This is a genomic window from Granulicella sp. dw_53, from assembly GCF_018449545.1.
GTDB lineage: Bacteria > Acidobacteriota > Terriglobia > Terriglobales > Acidobacteriaceae > Edaphobacter.
Genome location: NZ_JAAVUR010000016.1, coordinates 108,776 through 127,910, shown reverse-complemented (window position 1 = coordinate 127,910; position 19,135 = coordinate 108,776). Strand labels below are relative to the sequence as shown.

The 19,135-nt window shown below is 54.3% G+C and carries 13 protein-coding genes and 1 pseudogene; 7 read left to right on the top strand and 7 right to left on the bottom strand.

What is annotated here, in order from left to right; genetic code table 11:
- The first annotated feature begins 1,787 nt into the window (after positions 1-1,787).
- Positions 1,788-2,171, top strand: a complete 384-nt coding sequence (locus HB393_RS20955) for a response regulator (protein ID WP_213807156.1) — start codon at positions 1,788-1,790, stop codon at positions 2,169-2,171.
- A 94-nt stretch (positions 2,172-2,265) separates the two neighbouring features.
- Positions 2,266-4,398: a glycogen debranching protein GlgX gene (gene glgX / locus HB393_RS20950; protein ID WP_255551442.1), complete on the top strand. Its 2,133-nt coding sequence runs from the start codon at positions 2,266-2,268 to the stop codon at positions 4,396-4,398.
- Positions 4,399-4,933: 535 nt separating this feature from the next.
- Here glgX and HB393_RS20945 read toward each other — a convergent pair.
- From HB393_RS20945 to crtI (HB393_RS20925), 5 genes are read right to left on the bottom strand one after another with little or no spacing between them, the layout of a single operon-like run.
- Positions 4,934-6,061: a glycosyltransferase family 2 protein gene (locus HB393_RS20945; protein WP_345945354.1), complete on the bottom strand. Its 1,128-nt coding sequence runs from the start codon at positions 6,059-6,061 to the stop codon at positions 4,934-4,936.
- Positions 6,054-6,875, bottom strand: coding sequence for a lysophospholipid acyltransferase family protein (locus tag HB393_RS20940; protein WP_213807155.1), 822 nt, complete (start codon positions 6,873-6,875; stop codon positions 6,054-6,056). The genes HB393_RS20945 and HB393_RS20940 overlap by 8 nt, the downstream gene beginning before the upstream one ends.
- A gap of 2 nt (positions 6,876-6,877) precedes the next feature.
- The gene (gene crtI, locus HB393_RS20935) at positions 6,878-8,419 is read right to left on the bottom strand and encodes a phytoene desaturase family protein (protein WP_255551440.1); all 1,542 of its coding nucleotides are present in this window, start codon (positions 8,417-8,419) and stop codon (positions 6,878-6,880) included.
- A 44-nt stretch (positions 8,420-8,463) separates the two neighbouring features.
- Entirely contained in the window at positions 8,464-9,948 is a 1,485-nt protein-coding gene (locus HB393_RS20930; protein ID WP_213807154.1) for an aldehyde dehydrogenase family protein, read from the bottom strand.
- 2 nt (positions 9,949-9,950) lie between these two features.
- The gene (gene crtI, locus HB393_RS20925; protein WP_213807153.1) at positions 9,951-11,495 is read right to left on the bottom strand and encodes a phytoene desaturase family protein; all 1,545 of its coding nucleotides are present in this window, start codon (positions 11,493-11,495) and stop codon (positions 9,951-9,953) included.
- A gap of 701 nt (positions 11,496-12,196) precedes the next feature.
- Here crtI (HB393_RS20925) and HB393_RS20920 point away from each other — a divergent pair.
- On the top strand, positions 12,197-13,777 hold the full coding sequence (locus HB393_RS20920; protein ID WP_255551439.1) for a DUF5597 domain-containing protein: 1,581 nt from the start codon (positions 12,197-12,199) through the stop codon (positions 13,775-13,777).
- Positions 13,778-14,191: 414 nt separating this feature from the next.
- Here the strand turns inward: HB393_RS20920 and HB393_RS20915 are convergent, their stop codons facing one another.
- The gene (locus tag HB393_RS20915; protein ID WP_213807151.1) at positions 14,192-14,833 is read right to left on the bottom strand and encodes a TetR/AcrR family transcriptional regulator; all 642 of its coding nucleotides are present in this window, start codon (positions 14,831-14,833) and stop codon (positions 14,192-14,194) included.
- 121 nt (positions 14,834-14,954) lie between these two features.
- Here HB393_RS20915 and HB393_RS20910 point away from each other — a divergent pair, with 121 nt between their 5' ends.
- The 4 genes from HB393_RS20910 (at position 14,955) to HB393_RS20890 (ending at position 17,812) form a co-directional block, all read left to right on the top strand.
- Positions 14,955-15,734 (top strand): VOC family protein, encoded by a 780-nt coding sequence (locus HB393_RS20910; RefSeq protein ID WP_213807150.1) that lies wholly within the window; start codon positions 14,955-14,957, stop codon positions 15,732-15,734.
- A gap of 100 nt (positions 15,735-15,834) precedes the next feature.
- Positions 15,835-16,323, top strand: coding sequence for a VOC family protein (locus HB393_RS20905; RefSeq protein ID WP_213807149.1), 489 nt, complete (start codon positions 15,835-15,837; stop codon positions 16,321-16,323).
- 770 nt (positions 16,324-17,093) lie between these two features.
- The gene (locus HB393_RS20895; protein WP_213807147.1) at positions 17,094-17,354 is read left to right on the top strand and encodes an AbrB/MazE/SpoVT family DNA-binding domain-containing protein; all 261 of its coding nucleotides are present in this window, start codon (positions 17,094-17,096) and stop codon (positions 17,352-17,354) included.
- On the top strand, positions 17,351-17,812 hold the full coding sequence (locus HB393_RS20890) for a type II toxin-antitoxin system VapC family toxin (protein ID WP_213807146.1): 462 nt from the start codon (positions 17,351-17,353) through the stop codon (positions 17,810-17,812). The genes HB393_RS20895 and HB393_RS20890 overlap by 4 nt, the downstream gene beginning before the upstream one ends.
- A gap of 5 nt (positions 17,813-17,817) precedes the next feature.
- Here HB393_RS20890 and HB393_RS20885 read toward each other — a convergent pair.
- Positions 17,818-18,778: pseudogene (locus tag HB393_RS20885) on the bottom strand (IS481 family transposase).
- Positions 18,779-19,135 lie beyond the last annotated feature (357 nt).

Genomic DNA, 19,135 nt, shown 5'->3' with positions numbered 1-19,135 from the left:
CTAAGACACTACCCGCGAGGTCCGGCTACGGAGTTGGACCGAGTCAAGGCGAATAGCACAGCAAGCAACTGTGAGCTTCCTATGTTCCCAAATGAGTTAAAAGATAAGACGGTGGGAATTAGTATGGTGATTCTTCGAGGATCTGTTCAGGATATGTCGCACGGACAGAAAAACTGCTTCCTGCTGATGTCCGTTCATTTGCGTCTTCAATCGAGAAGACTGGGGGGAGGATGGCTCTACGGAATGCCTTTACCTTAAATAATTCCGCAGAATATTGATTTCTAGAGGATGGATGCAGCGGATTGCTCTGCCAAGATCAGAATCCATATTCTTCACAGAGTCCTACGTTCCCTTCATCCGCAGAAGTATCTAGGATGTGAAGCAGTATTCGGATACTGCGCTAAACGATTACCCGTTGACAAGCAAATTTCGTGGCTAGCTACTAATAAATTCTTACACTTGGTTCGTATCATTGGTAATGAAGAGAGAATAGGCACCTTGCTATCCATCTGGGTGACGGAACAAGCTTAATGCGTTGCTTCCAGCAGCAAAGGCGCCTGCACTTAGCAGTTAGCGGTAAAGAAGCGGATTTTATTCCAAGCAATTGAGCTTAGACTTATTGGGACAAAAGTAATTAGCATCTCGCCGAGCGCTTTATGGTGCCCAGGTCGTGGCTAGACCCTACACATAGATAAATGGTCACAATCCAAGGAGATCCGATTTTCAACCCATGGATGACTGGCATGTGCATAATCTTGCAGCTAAATATTAGTCCTCGCCTACTTTGTCCCTACGTCGTCTGCCATACATAGACTGTGTCGGCAAGCAGGGTTGCGGGCTCTGGCTTCGGCGCCACGAGGATACTGCAGCACTCGAAGCAAGCTTCCGTATTTATCTTCTCGAATTGGATTGTCGCTGAGATTTGCAGCTGGACGGCTCTTCAAATAGATCGGCATTGCCGTCTTGAATGAGCCGCTGCGGAGCACGAGAACGGTCCTCCCATTTGTCAGCCCGCTCGGGTACCGTCCTGATGCGCGGGAAAGCGCACATTGGCGACAGTCCCGCCAGCAAACGCAATGCCCGACCCAAGGGTGGTGGCGACAAGAACAATGCGTCAGCTCATCTATGTAATCCCGACCATACGGTACGCTGCTTACTCTAGTCTTGTGACGAGTGCCTGTCAGTGGCGGTCATTTGTCACTATTCCGTAAGGGATGACGGTCTTCGAATCCGACCCTCTGATAACAAGCTATTACAAGCAAATGACTTACATTTCCCCTCTATCGGCTATAAAGTTTTTTATTTTGGCGCGTTGCTTGCTCAACAATGTAACGCTGAGTTTTAAGTGTCCTGTCACGTTGCGATTGAAACGAACCGTCTGTCAACCCAGTTTGCGGCGGGATCAGCGGATAACTTAACCAATGCCAATTCTTGAGTCAAACTACAAAACTGTGTGGTTGTTGAAGCACTTACCAGTCATCACACCAGCTATTAAGGATATAAGGCACTTCCTCGCGCGTTGAGCAAATACCACGGCAAATTTACGTCTAGCCGGATGATTTTGCGAGGTGGCCCTGTGTTAATCGCGAACCATACCCGCGCGATCTATCGTAATGGTTTTCATCCGACAACTTGACGACAGCTCATTCGGATACGTTTGGCAAATTGAAGGCTTAGTTCGCAGATTCAGTGTTTTTAGATATCCAATCTAAAGCGCGCAATTGAATCTAGTGAGCGCCAACGGTGAGCTGTTACTTTTCATAGCACGCATAAGCTTAGGAGCACATATGAGCTTCAGAACTGCCACCTTAAATATTCTATGTGTTGACGATGAGGTGATCGGTACGCGGTTGCGAGGAGAGATGCTGAAGGAACATGGTTACTCAGTCGTCCTCTATCATTGCCCGTTGGCTGCTCTTCAGTGTGACCTCTCTATCTTCGATCTGGCTATTCTGGATTTTCATATGCCCGGGTTAAACGGCCGCGAGCTGCTTCTACGCATGCGGGCATTAGGAGCCAAATTTCCAATCGTCCTGCTGACAGGATGCGCAGATGCACTCACGCATGAAGAATGTGTCCTATTTTCCCGGTGTCTTGATAAGGGAATGTCTATCCAACTCCTGCTTGAGACCGTCACGGAATTTCTGGATCCGAATCAAACTCCTGACTAAAACTGCCGGCGGCAACGGTGAGACATTTCGCTACTCGCGCAGATTGGCGTCCAAGGTTAGGATACGAAATACGCGATGCTGCGAAGGACGAAAAATGAACAAAGTACCGGTGCAAGTGTCGGAGAGCAAATCGATGCAATCCCTCTTACGGAAAGATCCCGCTCAGGAATCTATAACAGTAGGCAGCCCATTTCCATTGGGCTCCACGGTTACTCCCATGGGTATCAACTTCTGCGTCTTTTCATCTCACGCGACCCACATGTGCCTGCTGCTCTTCAATTCATGCGATGCGCCTCGTGCAAGCAGGATCATACATTTAGACCCGTCAGTCCACAGGACTTCCCACTACTGGCATATTCATGTGGGGGGCATAGGTGCAGGTCAAATCTATGGCTATCGTATGAGCGGGCCAAACGACCCGAAGGGAGGACATCGCTTCGCTCCAGAAAAGCTGCTGCTAGATCCCTATTGCAAATCCGTCTCAAGCAGCCTTTACCAAAGGAAAACGGCAATCCAACCCGGAGACAATGAAGAATCCTCTCTACGGAGCGTTGTTGTCGATCTTGGCGTCTATGATTGGGAGGCCGACGCTCCTCTGCATACGCCGTATACCAAGACGGTCATCTATGAAGTCCATGTCGGAGGGTTTACCCGTAATCCAAACTCGGGAATTTCAGAAGCGAAGCGAGGTACTTATGCTGGACTCGTCGATAAAATTCCCTATCTGAAGACGTTGGGTATCACAGCGGTAGAGTTACTGCCGGTCTTCCAATTCGACTGGCAGGACGCCCCGGAAGGCCTTGAAAACTATTGGGGGTACAGTCCTGTAAGCTTCTTTTCGCCGCACCAAGGTTACAGCTCAAATCCAACTCCGATGGGCTGTCTTGATGAGTTCAGGGATATGGTGAAGGCGCTGCACAGGGCGGGGATTGAGCTCATTCTCGATGTCGTCTACAACCACACTGCTGAGGGAGGAGTAGACGGCCCCACGATCTCTTTTAAAGGCATCGATAACAAGTTCTACTACATGCTCTCACCGGATTTTTCAGCATACGCAGACTACACCGGCACTGGCAATACCTTGAACACAAACCAATCAGTTTTACGACGCCTAGTGCTAGATAGCCTGAGATTCTGGGTATCGGAGATGCACGTCGACGGCTTTCGGTTTGACCTCGCCTCCATTCTCAGCCGCGATGAACACGGCAACCCGATCGCGAACTCCCCCATTCTATGGGACATTGATGCAGACCCGATATTGTCTGGAACAAAATTGATGGCGGAGGCCTGGGACGCTGGGGGACTTTATCAAGTCGGTTCATTCGGTGGGGATCGCTGGAAGGAGTGGAATGGCAGATTTCGCGATGATATTCGAAGTGTCGTAAAGGGAGATCACAGTACGGTGCAAAGTTTGCGCATGCGTCTTCTGGGCAGTCCTGATCTCTATTTTCACAGGTATCACCTGCCGGAACAAAGCATTAACTTCGTGACGTGTCATGATGGCTTTACTTTGAATGATCTTGTCTCATTCGACCACAAGCACAACGAACTGAACAAACAAGACAATCGCGACGGCTCAGACGACAACCGTTCCTGGAACTGCGGACAGGAAGGAAATACATCTTCGCTTGAAATTGAAACGATCCGATCCAGGCAGGTGCGGAACTTCCTGACCCTGACATTGTTGTCCATGGGAACTCCATTTCTGCTCATGGGAGATGAGGTAAGGCGTACGCAAAAGGGAAACAATAACGCTTACTGCCAAAACAATGAGATCAGTTGGTTCGATTGGAGTCTCGTCGACAGGCATCGCGATCTCTCCCAATTTGTGCAGCATCTCATCCGGCTAAGAAAGTATTTCTCGCTAGGATTGAACGGCAATAGGCTATCCCTCATCGAATGTATTGAGCGAGCACGAATTCGTTGGTCCGGAGTCCAACTATCGGGGCCGGATTTATCCGAAGACTCGCACAGCTTGGCAGTCACTGCATACCTTGAATCTGGCAGTGCTGTTCACATCATGCTGAACTTCTATTGGGAACCCTTGGAATTCACCCTTCCTCCCATTACAGACCCCACTTACCCGTGGCAAAGGATAATTGACACCTATGATCCAGTCCCTGATGGGAGACTAAGCAACAGCAAGCGCACCATCACAGGGCCAACGTATAAAGTCGAGTCACGCTCGATCACTTTGTTGGGAAGTGGAACGTTTGAGTATTTATAGCTTCCTCGATATGGAGTGATCTCTAGAGGTACATCGGTCTTTGTTTAATCGTAGGACGAGAAAGCCGGCAATGGCGGACAATCGTCGACACTTCCGTCACTTGTGCGGGATGCGAGTTTCTGCAGAACAAGCCGCATACCCAGTTGATGGAGGCGGTGGCGCGAGTGGTTATCACGGGCAATCTATTTGCTGGTCCAGCGCAGATTGAGAATGCCCCAAAGTACGATGTGCAGATCGGACTCGATGCAGCATCTGCATGATTAGGTTTGGGGTGCAAGGATAAGTTCACCGTTCTTTTCGGAGCGTGGGAAAGGGAGTATGAGTCAAGCCGTACATCGCGCCCGAAGGGTATCAGCACTACGATGGAACGCAAATGCCCTCAAATCCGCGAATATGATATGCTCGGCGACCTCAGGCAAAGCGCATTCTACTAAGTAAACGAAAACTACAGTCATCATGATGAATGACTAATGCTGGCCAAGTCGCTCCAATGTGAATCCGCGCGTACATTTGTCTCAAATTGAGAACCGCGATTCTACTTGTAAGCTCGATTCTTCCAACTTGCGGCTCCTCCTAGCAACAGCCTCGACATCGCATACCACTGGATGGCCAGCAGTAGCACAATCCCCATGGGATGAAGGACGGCACTCCGCCAACTCTGCCGAAACCTTATTGCCGCGAGCGCCCGCGGCAGCCACCCCCCAACCATTCCTATCCCCAGAAAAATCCAACACTGTAGTGAGATTCCTCCCGCCCACGCGAACCCAGCTACGAGCAAGAACGGAAGTACCTGACCCATCAGAAGCAACAGGGTCACCGGCACAATCCGCACGGGAGCAGCTATTCCCTCCGTAGCATTCTTTGCCAGACCAAACCAGACCTGCTGCGCATTTCGATACATCCTGCAAGTAGCCAAACGGGTAAGATCTGCCAGATCCGTATGGTATCCATGCTGTCGAAAGAGCCGAGGGAGCAACAACCCATCATGCATCGTCATTCTGATCTCCGCATGGCCGCCGCACTTCCAGTAGTCCGTGGCGCGCACCATCATGAACTGTCCACATCCCGCTGCGTACGCAGGATCGTTAGACCGTCGCATTCGTCCTAACGGAAGAAATCCGAGTACCACAAAGTGAATCAGCGGAAGGAGCAGCCACTCCAGCCATGTCTCTGTCACTTGCCGGGGAAACCCGCTTACTAACCCCAGGTTCGAGTCTCGCATCAGGAATGCAGCCATTCGCGTTAGCGCCGCCGGCTCTAGCCTCACATCCGCGTCTACAAAACACAGTAGGGCGCCCCGTGCAGCATGCGCTAACTCCCAACATGTATGCTGCTTCCCGTTCCACCCGCGTGGCAGTACTGGTGCGCGTTCCAGCCTCACACGTCCATCCGCTGCTGCCATCTCTTCAACGATCGCCGCTGTCTGGTCGGTCGACTGGTCGTCCATCACTACCACCTCAAACATGACCCCGGTACTCGCCAGCACGCGCTCAATTGCGTCTCCAATTACCGTCTCCTCATCCCGTGCCGGAATCAGCACCGACACTACGGGCAAGGCAAGCGCCACAGCCTCTGGCTCTCGATACTTCCGTAGATTCAGGCAGAACAGCACGGTCGGGACAAGCGCACAGATCATCCCCGCAATGGCGAATGGCTCAAGCACCGCGGTTTCTCTCCTTCTCAAGTGCGCTCGCCACTGCCGCAGCAGGCTCTGTCCAGTGCGACCGACGTGATATCTTCGCCTTCAGCCATTGTCCGAACCCATAGACCCCACCCGTGCCCGCTCGTCCCACCTCCAAGCTCCGGAACTGCGTCGCATCACGCAGGAGCGCTCGCGACTTCAAATTCTCCATCGCCGCCTCCAGCCCAGCGACTAGTCGCTGCTGAACTGGACCCTCCTCTTCCCCTGCGGTCACCGACACGGCATCTCCAAATTCCAGTAAACATTCCGGCAGCCGCTCATCCCAGAATGGATATTCAATCGCCAGCGGCTGCACCGTGCAGCCTCCCTCCCTCGCTGCAACCCGCACCGCCAGCGCCGCCAACCCCCGCTTTAACTCCAACGGTCTCTCCCGTGCGTCCACAAACCGACCCTGCGGAGTCACCCACAACACCCCTCGCGCACGTAGAATCTCCTCGCCGCTGCGCAAGAACTGGATCGCACCCCGCGCCGTCTTCATCTCTACTGGAAAGATGCCCACATACTTCAAAATCCGATACCGCTCAAGCTCCTTCGCATCCATCGGTGCATAGTGTCGCTTCGCCTTCATCAGTCGCTCCGCGAGCAAGAAAGACACCATCGGGTCCCACCACGATCCATGGTTGGCATAGATAATCAAAGGTCCGCCGTCCGCTGCCGCTGCTGTCAATCGTTCTGCTCCCAACAGCCGCACCCCGTGGAAGTGACGCCGCACGTAGCGGTGCACGATTCGGCGAAAGAACCAAAGCATCAATCGCGATATGGTTGGAGCCTTCATCCTCACAGCCTGCTCATGGCTTGGGCGTCCTGGTCGAGAGAATCCGCCGCAATCCACCCCGACATCATTACCATCGGCATCCCTGGTCCGGGATGCGCCGCTCCGCCCGCGAGGTACATGCCCGGCAACTCCTTGCTTCGATTCGCTGGTTTGAATGCCCCCTGCCACACCCCATGACTCGATAGCCCATAGATCGCACCGTTCAGGACTCGGTAGCGGTCGTGAATATTCTGGGGAGTCAGGGCATCCTCGAACACGATTCGTTCCTCGATGTCCTCCATCCCTGCCGTCCGCTTCAGCTTGTTCAGGATTACCCGCCGATATTGTGACAACATCTTGGTCCAGTCATGGTGTGGTCGAAGGTAGGGTGTATGCACCAGCACATAGAGTGCCTCTCCCTCTTCTGGTGCGCTGGTCGGATCTGTTGCCGCTGTAGCTGCCAGGTAGCACGTAGGATCGGGAGCCAACTCGCCCAAATCGTAGATATGGTGAAATTCCTCATGCGAATCACGGGAGAACACGAAGTTATGGTGAGCCAGATGTGTATACCGCCGATTCAGCCCGAGGTAAAGCACCACACCGCTGCACGCGGGTTCGTACTTCCTCTTATGTTCGAACTTTCGCGCTGCAGCACCACCCACCAACTCCCGATGGGTTCGTACAGCGTCCTCATTCGAGACGATGCGATCGAAGGGATGCACCTCGCCTCGAGTAGTCATTAGACCCGTCACCCGGCTCCCACCCCCACGCGTTGATGTGGCAGTAAGGATTTTAGCCACATCCGTTTCGGTGTGGAATGTCACTCCCAGTTCCGTCGCCAGCTTCACCAGTCCCTCCGGTACAGCTCGCGTTCCACCGAGTGGATACCAGATTCCCTCTTCCATCTGCATGTGGCCGATCGAGCATAAAATAGCGGGCGAAGCATCCGGACACGAACCGACATACTGCACAAAGTGATCCAGCATCTGCGCCGTGTTCGCATCTGGTATGAACTCCCGAATCGTTCCTGATACCGTCTTCCCCATGCGCATGCGCATCACGTCCTTGAGTACCTTAAGGTCGAATGCGCCTCCCACGTCCATCGTGTCCTTGATCGACCCAATGGACCTCCAGAAAAAAAACCTTTCGCTAATCGAATGAAGCTGCTCCGACATCTCCAGAAACTTCTTATAACCCTGGCCCATCTGCGGCCACACCGCATCCAACTGTGCCTCCATCTCGAGCGCATCGTCTTTAAGATCCAGCCTCGCACCATCGTCAAAGAAGCAGCGCCACTGCGGATCGAGTCGCGCCATAGGCACATAGTCCTCCATCCGGCGTCCTGCTTCTTCGAAGATTCTGCGCAACACTGATGGCTGAATCAGAATCGTCGGTCCCATATCGAAGCGAAAACCCTGCGCCTTCAACTGCGCTGCCTTCCCGCCCAGCCAGGTATTCTTCTCGAAGACCGTAACCTGGTATCCACGCGCCGCCAGGGTACAGGCCGCCGCCAACCCTGCCAGTCCCGATCCGATCATCCCGACCTTCAAGTCCGTCGCTTGCATGGTTCCTTCCAATCAACATAAGTTACAAATTATGTCTCGTCTCTCTATCTCTGACGCAGATTACTTGCCGCTTTGAGTATTCGAGTCAAACCACGCAACCTCTGCACCCAACCCCGAGAGTGCATTGCCTCAATCAACCCATCAAACGTCTCCACATGCGCGGCAGAATCTGTAGGCTCATATTGCCGGGTCGTTGTGCTTCGTTTCGCTGTAATTACCTTTGCTGCCGTCATCTCCAGCAGCCCTTCTGCTCCCTGCGTCACTCCGAAACCACTCAATCTTCTACCGCCGAAAGGCACCCTAGGATCGATCGTTGAGACGATCACATCGTTGATCAGCACTGTTCCAACGTTTAGCCTCTCTGCAAACCGTCGTGCCTCTGACTCTGCTCCAAAGATCGACGCAGTCAATCCAAAGGGGCAAGTTTCCTGCGCTGCTACCACTTCGTCCCAAGTCGACACCCCGATCACCGAGAGCACCGGTGCAAACACATCTCTCTTCGCAATTTCCATCTCGGGTTTCGCATGGAGTACCAGAAGGGGCCGTACCGCTACGCCCCCAATATCTCCTATCACTTTAGCCCCATCTGCCTCAGCCTCGTCCAGCAAGACGGCCAACTCCTGCCATAACTCAGATGCCAATTCCACCTTGGGCACTGATTCAAATGCCTTGGTCAAGCCAGCAATCAATTCGTTCGCCTCTCCGAACACGAGGACTCTCCGTGGAGCCATACATGTGGCCGATCCATTCAGTCGCATGCCGAACGTCAACGCTTTCACCACTTGTCCCACATCGGCAGAAGGGAGTACTACCACTGCATCGCAGCCGGAGGCTTCTACGACACAAGGTATTAATCGGTCCGACGCCGCTCGCAGGACCGTTCGCGCATTCTCTGCGGATCCGGTGAAGATCACCTTGTCAACGGTACCGTGCAGTGCCGCCACACCTGCCCCAACACTATCCTCAGTAATTCGCAACAACATCTGTGGGAGCCCTGCCTCATCCATCGCTGCGGCAAATAACTCCGCGACAGGCTTTCCACCGCGTCCCGGTTTCCACACCACGGCATTGCCTGTGGCAAGAGCCTGCAAGGTCTGCACGCCCGGCACGAACAATGGGTAATTCGCAGGCCCAATCACTAACACGGTTCCAAAAGGCACGCGCCTGACCTCGCTGTCGGTACCCAAGAGCCACAGAGGAAGTCCTCGCTTGCCAAGTCGTTTCACCTTCAAAATCTGTTCCGCGCGCTGCTCTAGAAATTCCGCTGCCGCTAGCAATGGCAACAATTCTGCGGCGCGTGTTTCTACACTATTCCTCGTAAGCTCCCGTGGCATCGCTGAAGCAAAAGCTGCTCCCATTTCAGCCAACGCATAGCGAGCACGGCGAACAACCTTCAGCCGTTCGCGCATCGGCCGCGAGGCCCATTGCCTCTGAATTGACCTAAGTTTCGCGTCGTCTTCTCGATCAATCATCACCAGATCGTCCTCGCATCCAGTATGCGTCTCATTGTCTAGAACCGCACTCTTCATTCTCAAGCGACCCCGGCCAACTCGCCCCGAACAATTTCATTCGGGGCAGCGTCCCACTGCGGCGTAATCTTCAAATCTTCCAGAAGTAACCGGGAAGTGATGCGTGCCGATTCGAAGATCACCGGCAGCCCGCTCCCAGGATGCGTCCCGCCGCCCACCAGGTACATCTGCCCCACATCCTCGAAGCGATTATGGGGTCGCAAGTGCAGCATCTGCTTCAAAGAGTGCGCCATGCTGAACGTTGCACCCTTGTACAAATCGAACTCGCTCGCCCAGCCCGCAGGAGTTACAATTTTCTCCGTGCGAATCCGACCTCGCACATTTCTAATACCGATCTTCTCCATCTGTTCGAAGGCCAGTTCGCGGAATCGCGGAGTCTCCTTCCCCCAGTCCACGCCGCCAGCTTCATGTGTTACCGGAAGCAGGACATATAAGGTACTTTGTCCCTCTGGGGCCAGTGTGGCGTCCGTGACGCTCGCGTTCTGCACATAAAACGAAGGGTTATCGCTCAACCGATGCAGTTTCTCAATGTCCCGTAAGTTCTGTCTGTAGTTGTCTGCGAGATAGATCGTGTGGTGGGACACATCGTCGTACCGGCCGTCGATTCCCAAATACATCATGAACGTGGAGCAGGAGTAATCCTTCTTTGCCAGCTTCTCATTTGTCCACCGATGGCGCAGATGGTTCGGCACCATACGCCTCATCGCGCCCGCGAAGTCTGCGTTCACGATCACTGCATCAGCCCGCAGGCTGTAATGCGCTGTCTTCACCCCAATTGCTTTGCCTTTTTCAATGAGCACCCGCTCCACCGGCTCATCTAGCAGAATCTCTACGCCCATCTGTCGGGCTAACCGAGCCATTACATTCGTTACGGCGCCGCACCCACCTGTTGGATGGAAGACCCCGTGTTCATACTCCAGGAAAGACAGGATCGAAAACAAGCTGGGACAGCGAAACGGACTCATCCCCAGATATTTCGATTGGAAGCTGAACCCTAGACGTATCCGCTCGTCCTTGAAGTGCATCTGCAGGTCTTGATCGAGCGACCTCCACGGAGCTAGCAATGGCAGCAGCTTCATCATCCCCGGCGTCGCCAGGTCTCTCCAGCTTTCAAATGGACGCTGCAGGAACGGCAGAAATTCCTTTAACTTCATCCTGTTGAGCGTGATGAATTTATGGAATCGCGCAGCATCCTCTGCTGAAATTGCAGCAATCGCCTGCGTCATCCGTTCCACATTGGGGGTCGCTAACAACTCACCTCCCGCACCGAATACCAGCCGATATTGCGGATCCAGTCGTGTCATCGGAACCTCGGCGTCCAGATCGTATCCGCACGCCCCAAAGATCTCCTTCAATACCTGTGGAAAGAGGAAAAACGTAGGCCCCACATCGAAGCGGAATCCATCCTGCTCCATCGTTGAGGTCCGTCCGCCCACCTGGCTCCGCTTTTCAACGACTGTGACTTTTACCCCGGATTTCGCCAGCAGCATCGCTGCCGCGAGACCTCCAGGACCTGCCCCTACGATCACCGCGTTTCGCTTTTGCATGAAAACCGATGCGCCCTTATCGCCGTTAAGCTGTATGTCTTTGCAAGCTTGTCTCGTGATTATAGAAAGGAAGGCGGAACCCAACTGCGTGAGTTGTAGTGTGGTGAAGTTTTAGGTGCTGCAACTTCATCTGACAGTAGCCGATGCAAATAAGGCTTACAGGCCAAGTCACCAGGGAAAGGTTCGCGATACTCCCCTATTGGGGGAATCATGCGGACCAACCTTTTCAGCAGTAGATGTGAACCGAACGCTCTATCCACTGGGCTTCTGACGACCTCCGTGCTGTCTCCATAACAATTGCGGATTTCTGGTCCAGAGATGCCCGAGGACATGCGTCTGAGCCAGTCTTTATCTGTGGGCACGGTTGTAGGTATAGTGGGGTGCAACGTAAGTACGAAATACCCCACACCTTGAAGGCTGATTATGGGACTCACAATAGGGAAAGATTGAGAATGGAAATCCAATTGCCAAGCCGCACAAGCCGACTGACGGCGGAGACCTGTGTCTCCTCATCGTTCTATCAGGCGCAAAACCCTCGCGGCCAACGCTACTGCTTTGAAGTAGCTCATGTTCCACTTCAGCAATAGGCAATAAGGTAGCTATGTGTTCTTTTACCGAAGAAAACTGCCCGATATTTCACGGTGAGGTTTCGAATGCATTCCAAGTTACAAATCATTAATTGCCGATCGAAAAGTCTCTTTTTGATTTTGAGTATTTTGTTTGTAGGCTCGTCCGTTAGCCGGGCTGCCGAGGCGCCCAGGATCGTCGAGAAAGGCGGTAGACACGCCCTGATGGTCGATGGCGCTCCGTTTCTTGTCCTTGGTGCCCAGATCAACAATTCCAGTTCATGGGCTTCAACACTGCCGGAGGTGTGGCCGGCTCTTAAAGACATGCATGCAAACACTGTAGAAGCGCCAGTCTATTGGGAGCAGCTTGAGGCCTCGCCGGGCAACTTCGACTTTTCTACCGTCGACATGCTGGTACAGCGGACTCGGGAGAACCACATGCATCTCGTGGTGCTCTGGTTCGGCACATGGAAAAACGGGAATATGCACTATGTTCCCCAGTGGGTAAAGACAGATATAAAGAAGTATCCTCGCGTAATCAATCAGGCGGGCGAACCGATCGACGTCCTCTCAGCGAACTCGCGCGCCAATCTCGAGGCTGATAAGCATGCCTTCACGGCTCTCATGCATCACCTCGCCGAGATCGACTCTACTGAGCACACCGTGATCTTCGTGCAGGTAGAGAACGAGTCGGGCATCATCGGCTCACCTCGCGATTTTTCACTGTCGTCGAATCGCGAATTTGAGAGCAAGATTCCTGCCGACCTTCTTCGTGCTGCGGGCAAGAGTCCAGGTACATGGCGTGAGGTCTTCGGTGGAGATGCGGATGAGGTCTTCCAGGCCTATTACCAAGCTCGGTATATCAACGAAGTGGCAGAGGCTGGGAAGCGAGAGTTCAATATTCCGTTGTACTGCAACGTGTGGCTGTCATATCCGATTGCCGAACTGCCGGAGCGACAGGTCGGAAACCCTGGAATTGGTTGGCCGTCGGGCGGTCCTGTCCAGCGATTGCTTTGGCTATGGAAGGCGCTGGCGCCAGCGCTCGATGTGATAGGGCCGGATATTTATTCCGACGACTTAGGCTTCTACACTAACGTTCTAAAGACATATGCAACTGCCGGCAATGCTCTCTGGATTCCGGAGACAGGGAATAGTGATGCATATGCAAGCTACCTATTTCTGGCTTTGAACTACGGTGCGATCGGGTTCTCTCCATTCGGGGTGGATCATACGGGCTGGACCTTCTCCGAGGGCGAGGGGCCGAAGTTGCACAGCGAGAACTTTGCACTGTTGGAACCGATCTCACGAGAGATAGCTCGTCTGAACTTCGAAGGAAAGCTGAAGGCCGCTGTAGATGCACCTGGACAAGCAGAACAGGAACTGGACTTCGGCAAGTGGAAAGCCTCCGTGCGCTTCGGGTTTCCTCAGCCGGATGGCCGGCACGCCCCTGGCACCCCAGCCCACACCGGACGCGCCTTGGTGGCACAGCTCTCATCGGATGAATTTCTCGTCACGGGCATCGACGCGAGTGTCGCCTTCCATACAGAAGGCAGACTGCCCGGTCTTCGTATGCAGATTCTAAGTGCGGAAGAGGGCACGTTCGAGAACGGCGTGTGGAAGACGTCGCGGCTATGGAACGGAGACCAGACGGACCGCGGTCTCGCCTTTCGAAAACACATCAGAACCGTAGTCAAGATCCATCTGGGCACCTTCTAGAGTCCTGCTCGGGGGACATGTGCTCGGCAGTCGATCGAGCACTTAGCCAACTCGAGTTGCGAATATATCTGCTTAAGCGCAACAGAAAAATCCTAAGCAAGGGTACGGCTTGACACTCGTAGTCTCCAATAACTATTTTGCTAGAACCTTGCCCGCGCAGCATTTTCCTGCGCGGTAATTGCTAGCTGACCTAAAAAGAGGCGAGGGTAATCGCTATCTCTCGCTCATCAAATCGACTGAGCACTCAATCCCAAAGGTTGACTCTATGCTGAAGTCTATTCTTCTGAGGCTAGTAGCAGTTCATTCTCCTCAGTAGAGACGATCATCTTATCAGTAGTGGGACCCCGACAACTGATAGGTACTTCTCGATACATTCGGCGAATTCGGAATAGCGCAGCGTTCTACTGGAAATGTTTAGCTGATACCGCGTTCCACCATGACCACCAGCCGCTCTCCCAGCGTCAGCACGATCTCACGCGGCATCTTATGTAGCGGCCCCTCAAGCACCAGAAGTGCCAACCCGTGAACTGTCGACCATGCTAAATACTCCGCATCTTTGCGGTCCTTCCTGCTGAGCAAGCCGCTCTCGAGCATGCGATCGAGCGCCAGCGAAAGCAGTTGAAACGGGTTCAGCCCCATGGACGCCGTGTTCGCCGAGTTTTGCTCATATACAGGCGGCGGAACTGAGAAGGCCGTGCGAAACATTCCCGGCTCCCTCATTGCGAATCCTAGATACCCCATGCCCACCGCCCGCAGGCTCTTTCTTGCGAACATCTGTGGATCGCGTGCCACCCTGGGCTTACTCATCTCTTCTTCAATTGCTGCTGCAACCCGTGAAATGCACGCCGATCTTACTGCATCCAGCAGTGCCGCCTGATTCGCAAAGTGCCTGTATGCCGCGTTAGGAGAGACCCCTGCCTGCCGTGTTGCCTCCCGCAGAATGACTGCATTGGGTCCTCCAGCACGGGCCATGTCGAGCCCGGCTGTGACGAGCGCGTTGCGCAGATCACCGTGTCGAAAGGTCTTGCGCTTCTCAATGGAGACGGTCTTTTTCATTGTTTGTTCAAAATAGAGTGTACCGCGGCGAGAACGATTATAGACAGCATCCACTTCTCAGTGATAGCGTATGTGGACGATGTCTACTTCATAGCAATATATCGCAAATGGAAGGTGAGAAATGGCAGACGGATTCATCTGGTACGAACTCGTAACCAACGACATGGACAAAGCAGTCAACTTTTACAAGAAGGTAGTCGGGTGGGATGTTAAGGACGCCGGTATGCCTGGCTTTACCTATATGATCTTCGGCCGAGACGGCAAAGACGTTGGTGGCATGATGACCTGGACTGGCGCGGGCGCGCCTGAGCTTCCGACTCAGTGGATGGGGCACATTCACACCGCTAAGCTCAAGGAAGAACTAGAGGCTGTGATAGCCGACGGCGGAACGATCGTAAAGCCCGCTCAGGATATCCCCGGTGTCGGTCGTTTCGCGATCGTGTTGGACCCGCAAAAGGTGAAATACCTGCTCTTCGAACCCGGCAAACAAGAGGCTCGGCCACGTCTTGATCAAATGGCAGTGGGCAACGTTGGCTGGCATGAGTTGCTCACTGATGACGCAGCAAAAGCCTTCGATTACTACTCCAGGCACTATGGCTGGGAGAAGGATTATGCGCATGACATGGGCGCCATGGGCACATATCAGACCTTCCGGACCGACATGCCTCTTTACGTCGGCGGAATGATGAACCGTAAAGGTCCCGGGATGCCCGAAGGTATTCCGCCACACTGGCAGTTCTACTTCACCATCGACGACATCGAGGCCGCGCAGAAACGTGTGATCGAGGCCGGCGGTAAAATACTTCTGCCTCCAATGGATGTACCCGGAGGTTCGCGCATCCTGCAGGCCACAGACGATCAGGACGGTCACTTTGCGCTGATGCAAGGACCAAAATCGTAATCACGACGTACCTCATACCTGGCGAAGCCGTTCTTCAGTCACAGGAGAACGGGTCCCCTAACTTGCGGGGAGGGCTGAAAACCTGAGAGGAGAGAGCAAGTTGTCCGAGAAGATGATCACCTGCCTGTGGTTTGACCACGGGAAAGCCCGCGAAGCAGCCGAATTCTATGCCGCCACCTTTCCCGACAGTCATGTCGGTAAGACGAGCATCTCACCCACGGACACGCCGTCGGGTCCGGAAGGTCAAGAACTCATCGTTGAATTTACTGTCTGCGGGCGCAATTTTCTGGGACTCAATGGCGGTCCAAAGTTTGTCCCCAACGAGACGGTCAGCTTCATCATCCTCACAGAGGACCAAGCCGAGACCGACCGCCTGTGGAACGCCATCGTCAGCAACGGCGGTCAGGAAAGCATGTGCGGTTGGTGCAAAGACCGTTGGGGTTTTTCGTGGCAGATCACTCCGCGTGCGCTGCTGGCGGCAACACAAGACCCGGATCGCGCCGCAGCTAAGCGTGTGATGAACGCAATGATGACAATGCGGAAGATCGACATCGTCGCAATCGAGGTCGCACGCGTCGGCAAGCGGTAAGAAGGCGCAATAGATGTCCCCGCCGCGGGTACCGTAAACGCTGGACGCTGGATACACGCGTTATTGGAATAGACTCTGTAGGACTCGCGACAAAGGGAGTGCCGAATGGCCGACAACAGTATCCTAATCCCCGCAACAGAGCTCGCTGCAAAAACAAGGCGCACTTTCCCAACGAGAGTCTCGAATATCGTCAGGCTCGCAACCAGCTCCTTTCCGAGGATCGTTACGTCGAGCACGTCGCAGCACTCCGCCGCTCCCTTCCCCCGGTGGTGAAATGTCCGAAGACTATGTCTTTGAAAGCTCCAACAGCGTGGCTCGCCTCTCACGGCTGTTCGGCGAGAGGTACGCTCGCTATCTACAGCACGACGTTTGGACCGCAGCGTGAGAGAGCATGTCCCATGTGCCCCGCCATGCTTACGTCATGGGAGGGCACTCCCAGAAACCTTAGCGAACGCGTCGCTCTCAAAAGGCGCGCGATGATCTCGGGAGAGAGATGCGCGTCAAAGGCTGCGATTAGCCGGTGTTCGTTCTGATACCGAAATGCTCGATCCGAGATGGCGTCAGCCGACTTCCCGGACAGGATCTGAAGAAGATTGCGATTGAACTGGAGGTTCGTCCCCAGCAACCTGCTGACGACGGCCTCGGGGATCCGAAAACCTCAACCGTGCCCGAGCGAACGCATGGGCCGTTCTGCAAGCTCGGCGAAAGAAATTCCTAACGATTGCAGTTCAAATATAGTTGGTATTACACTTACCAGTAGGAGTATTACCATGCAGATCACGAGCAAGGGCCAAGTGACGATTCCTCTGAATGTTCGTGCCCGGTTGGGCCTCTTGCCCCACACGGAGGTTGAATTCGAGCTGGTTGGAGATCACGCACGCATACGCAAGGCGAAGCCGACGCCCGGTACAGGCGCTCGGGGCAATCGAGCTCTCGATGCACTCCGGGGTTCTGCGGACACCCGCATGAGCACCGACGAAATCATGGCGCTGACACGGAATGACGGACAGCGCCGCCGGAAGAACAAATGAAGCCAGCGTTGGTCGGATTACCCGCGCGGCTTCGCAACTGCCGAGGCGTCCTGGTGGACAGCAACATTCTGCTGGATGTCGCGACAAATGATGTGATGTGGAGCGAATGGTCAGCAAATGCGCTCGCCGAGTGTACTGAGCATTCATCGCTGATGGTGAACCCGATCATCTATGCCGAGGTATCGGTCGGATTCTCGACCATAGAAGCGTTGAACGCCGCTCTTCCCAGCAGCATCTATCAGAGAACACCTCTTCCATGGGAGGCCGGATTCCTGGCGGGCAAGTCTTTCTTGGCGTATCGCAAACGTGGAGGTGTGCGAAACACCCCTTTACCCGATTTCTATATCGGAGCACACGCGGCAATTGAGAGTCTTGCATTGCTCACGCGCGACGCTGCGCGCTACAAAACATACTTTCCAAAAATCGAGATACTCTCGCCCGTGAAAGATCCTCTGTAGCAACGTTAGGAAGCTGTCGAGACAACGAACCTGTGGTGGATCAAGAGATTGTTGTCCTCGAGTCCTACTCTGGAGATGGGTGGTTGTTGGTTGAGACTGGCGTGAGGTCTGTGCCAGTTGTATTGGTGGGTGAAGGATAGCAGTGCGGCGGTTCTTTGCTCGGAGTTTTGATAGATCTGGGCGTAGGCCCATTCTCTGAGCGCGGTTTGGATGAAGCGTTCCGGCCTTGCCGTTGGTGCGTGGGGTGTAGGGTCTGGTCTTGCGGTGCTTGAGTCCGAGCGCATGACAGGCGTTCTGGAAGTGTCTGCCGACATAAGCATGGTCCGTTGTCTGTGAGTACGCGGGTGGGGTGGATGCCGAAGCCTTTGAACCATGCGGTTGCGGCGGCCAGGAAGTGTGTCGATGATTCTTCCTTCTGGTTGGGATACATGGCGGTAAAAGCAAGTCGGGAGTGATTGTCGATAGCGATGTGGAGGAACTCGGCGCCGATGCCCTTGACGCTGTCGCGGCGGTTGCCGATGGCCGCTGGATACGCACCAGGCGCTTGATGTCGAAGTGGACCATGTCGCCCGGAGCGGGATGCTCATAGCGCACGAGCGGCGGGCGGGGTTCGAGATCGCGGATGCGGCTCAGCTTCAAGCGGCGCAGCACGCGGCTGACCGTGGCCGGGCTGAGGCCAAGCTCACGCGCGATCCGCATCCCGGTCCAACGCCGCCGGCGCTGGGCCTCGACCCGCGCGATCAGATCGGCCGGGATCTGCCGCGGCGAGCATCGAGGACGGCAGCTGAGGTCGCGCAGGCCAGCCTCGCCCTCGTCGCGAAAACGCCGGACCCACTTCGCCGCGCTCTGCCGGCTGAGCCTGAAGGAGGCCGCGGCCTCCTTCAAGCTCAACCGGCGCTCGAGGACCGCCATGGCAAGTTCTTTACGCTGATGAATCGTCGTTCGGGCATGATAGTGATAGTCCATTCGGTCTCCTGGAGTGTTGCTTGTTCGCAACTTCAGCATCCCAGTTCTCGATCGAATGGACAACAAACTCCTGAAAAATCACAGCTAGACACGCTCTAACGATGCGCAACGCTATTTGCATCAGTGCCTTCTGGGGAAGGCAGACAGCATGATTGCCGTGAGAAGTGGGTCATGAGTAGGATACGCAGAGCACAATGATCTCAATGCGCTGCCATTTTCTAGCCTGTGAGGAATAACAATGGCAACGGATTGTTTCACTGACTGACAGCGAAACACTGGAAATGCAGTTCGTCGATCAGAGCTTATCCGGTTCATATATTTAGTTAGGGCGGGGAGCGAGAAGGCATCATGGACGAA

Coding starts and splice junctions, on each gene's coding strand:
- HB393_RS20915 (WP_213807151.1), bottom strand. CDS start 14,833: ATGAAAAAGACCGTCTCCATTGAGAAGCGCAAGACCTTTCGACACGGT.
- HB393_RS20955 (WP_213807156.1), top strand. CDS start 1,788: ATGAGCTTCAGAACTGCCACCTTAAATATTCTATGTGTTGACGATGAG.
- HB393_RS20890 (WP_213807146.1), top strand. CDS start 17,351: ATGAAGCCAGCGTTGGTCGGATTACCCGCGCGGCTTCGCAACTGCCGA.
- HB393_RS20940 (WP_213807155.1), bottom strand. CDS start 6,875: ATGAAGGCTCCAACCATATCGCGATTGATGCTTTGGTTCTTTCGCCGA.
- HB393_RS20910 (WP_213807150.1), top strand. CDS start 14,955: ATGGCAGACGGATTCATCTGGTACGAACTCGTAACCAACGACATGGAC.
- glgX (WP_255551442.1), top strand. CDS start 2,266: ATGAACAAAGTACCGGTGCAAGTGTCGGAGAGCAAATCGATGCAATCC.
- HB393_RS20930 (WP_213807154.1), bottom strand. CDS start 9,948: ATGAAGAGTGCGGTTCTAGACAATGAGACGCATACTGGATGCGAGGAC.
- crtI (WP_213807153.1), bottom strand. CDS start 11,495: ATGCAAAAGCGAAACGCGGTGATCGTAGGGGCAGGTCCTGGAGGTCTC.
- crtI (WP_255551440.1), bottom strand. CDS start 8,419: ATGCAAGCGACGGACTTGAAGGTCGGGATGATCGGATCGGGACTGGCA.
- HB393_RS20895 (WP_213807147.1), top strand. CDS start 17,094: ATGCAGATCACGAGCAAGGGCCAAGTGACGATTCCTCTGAATGTTCGT.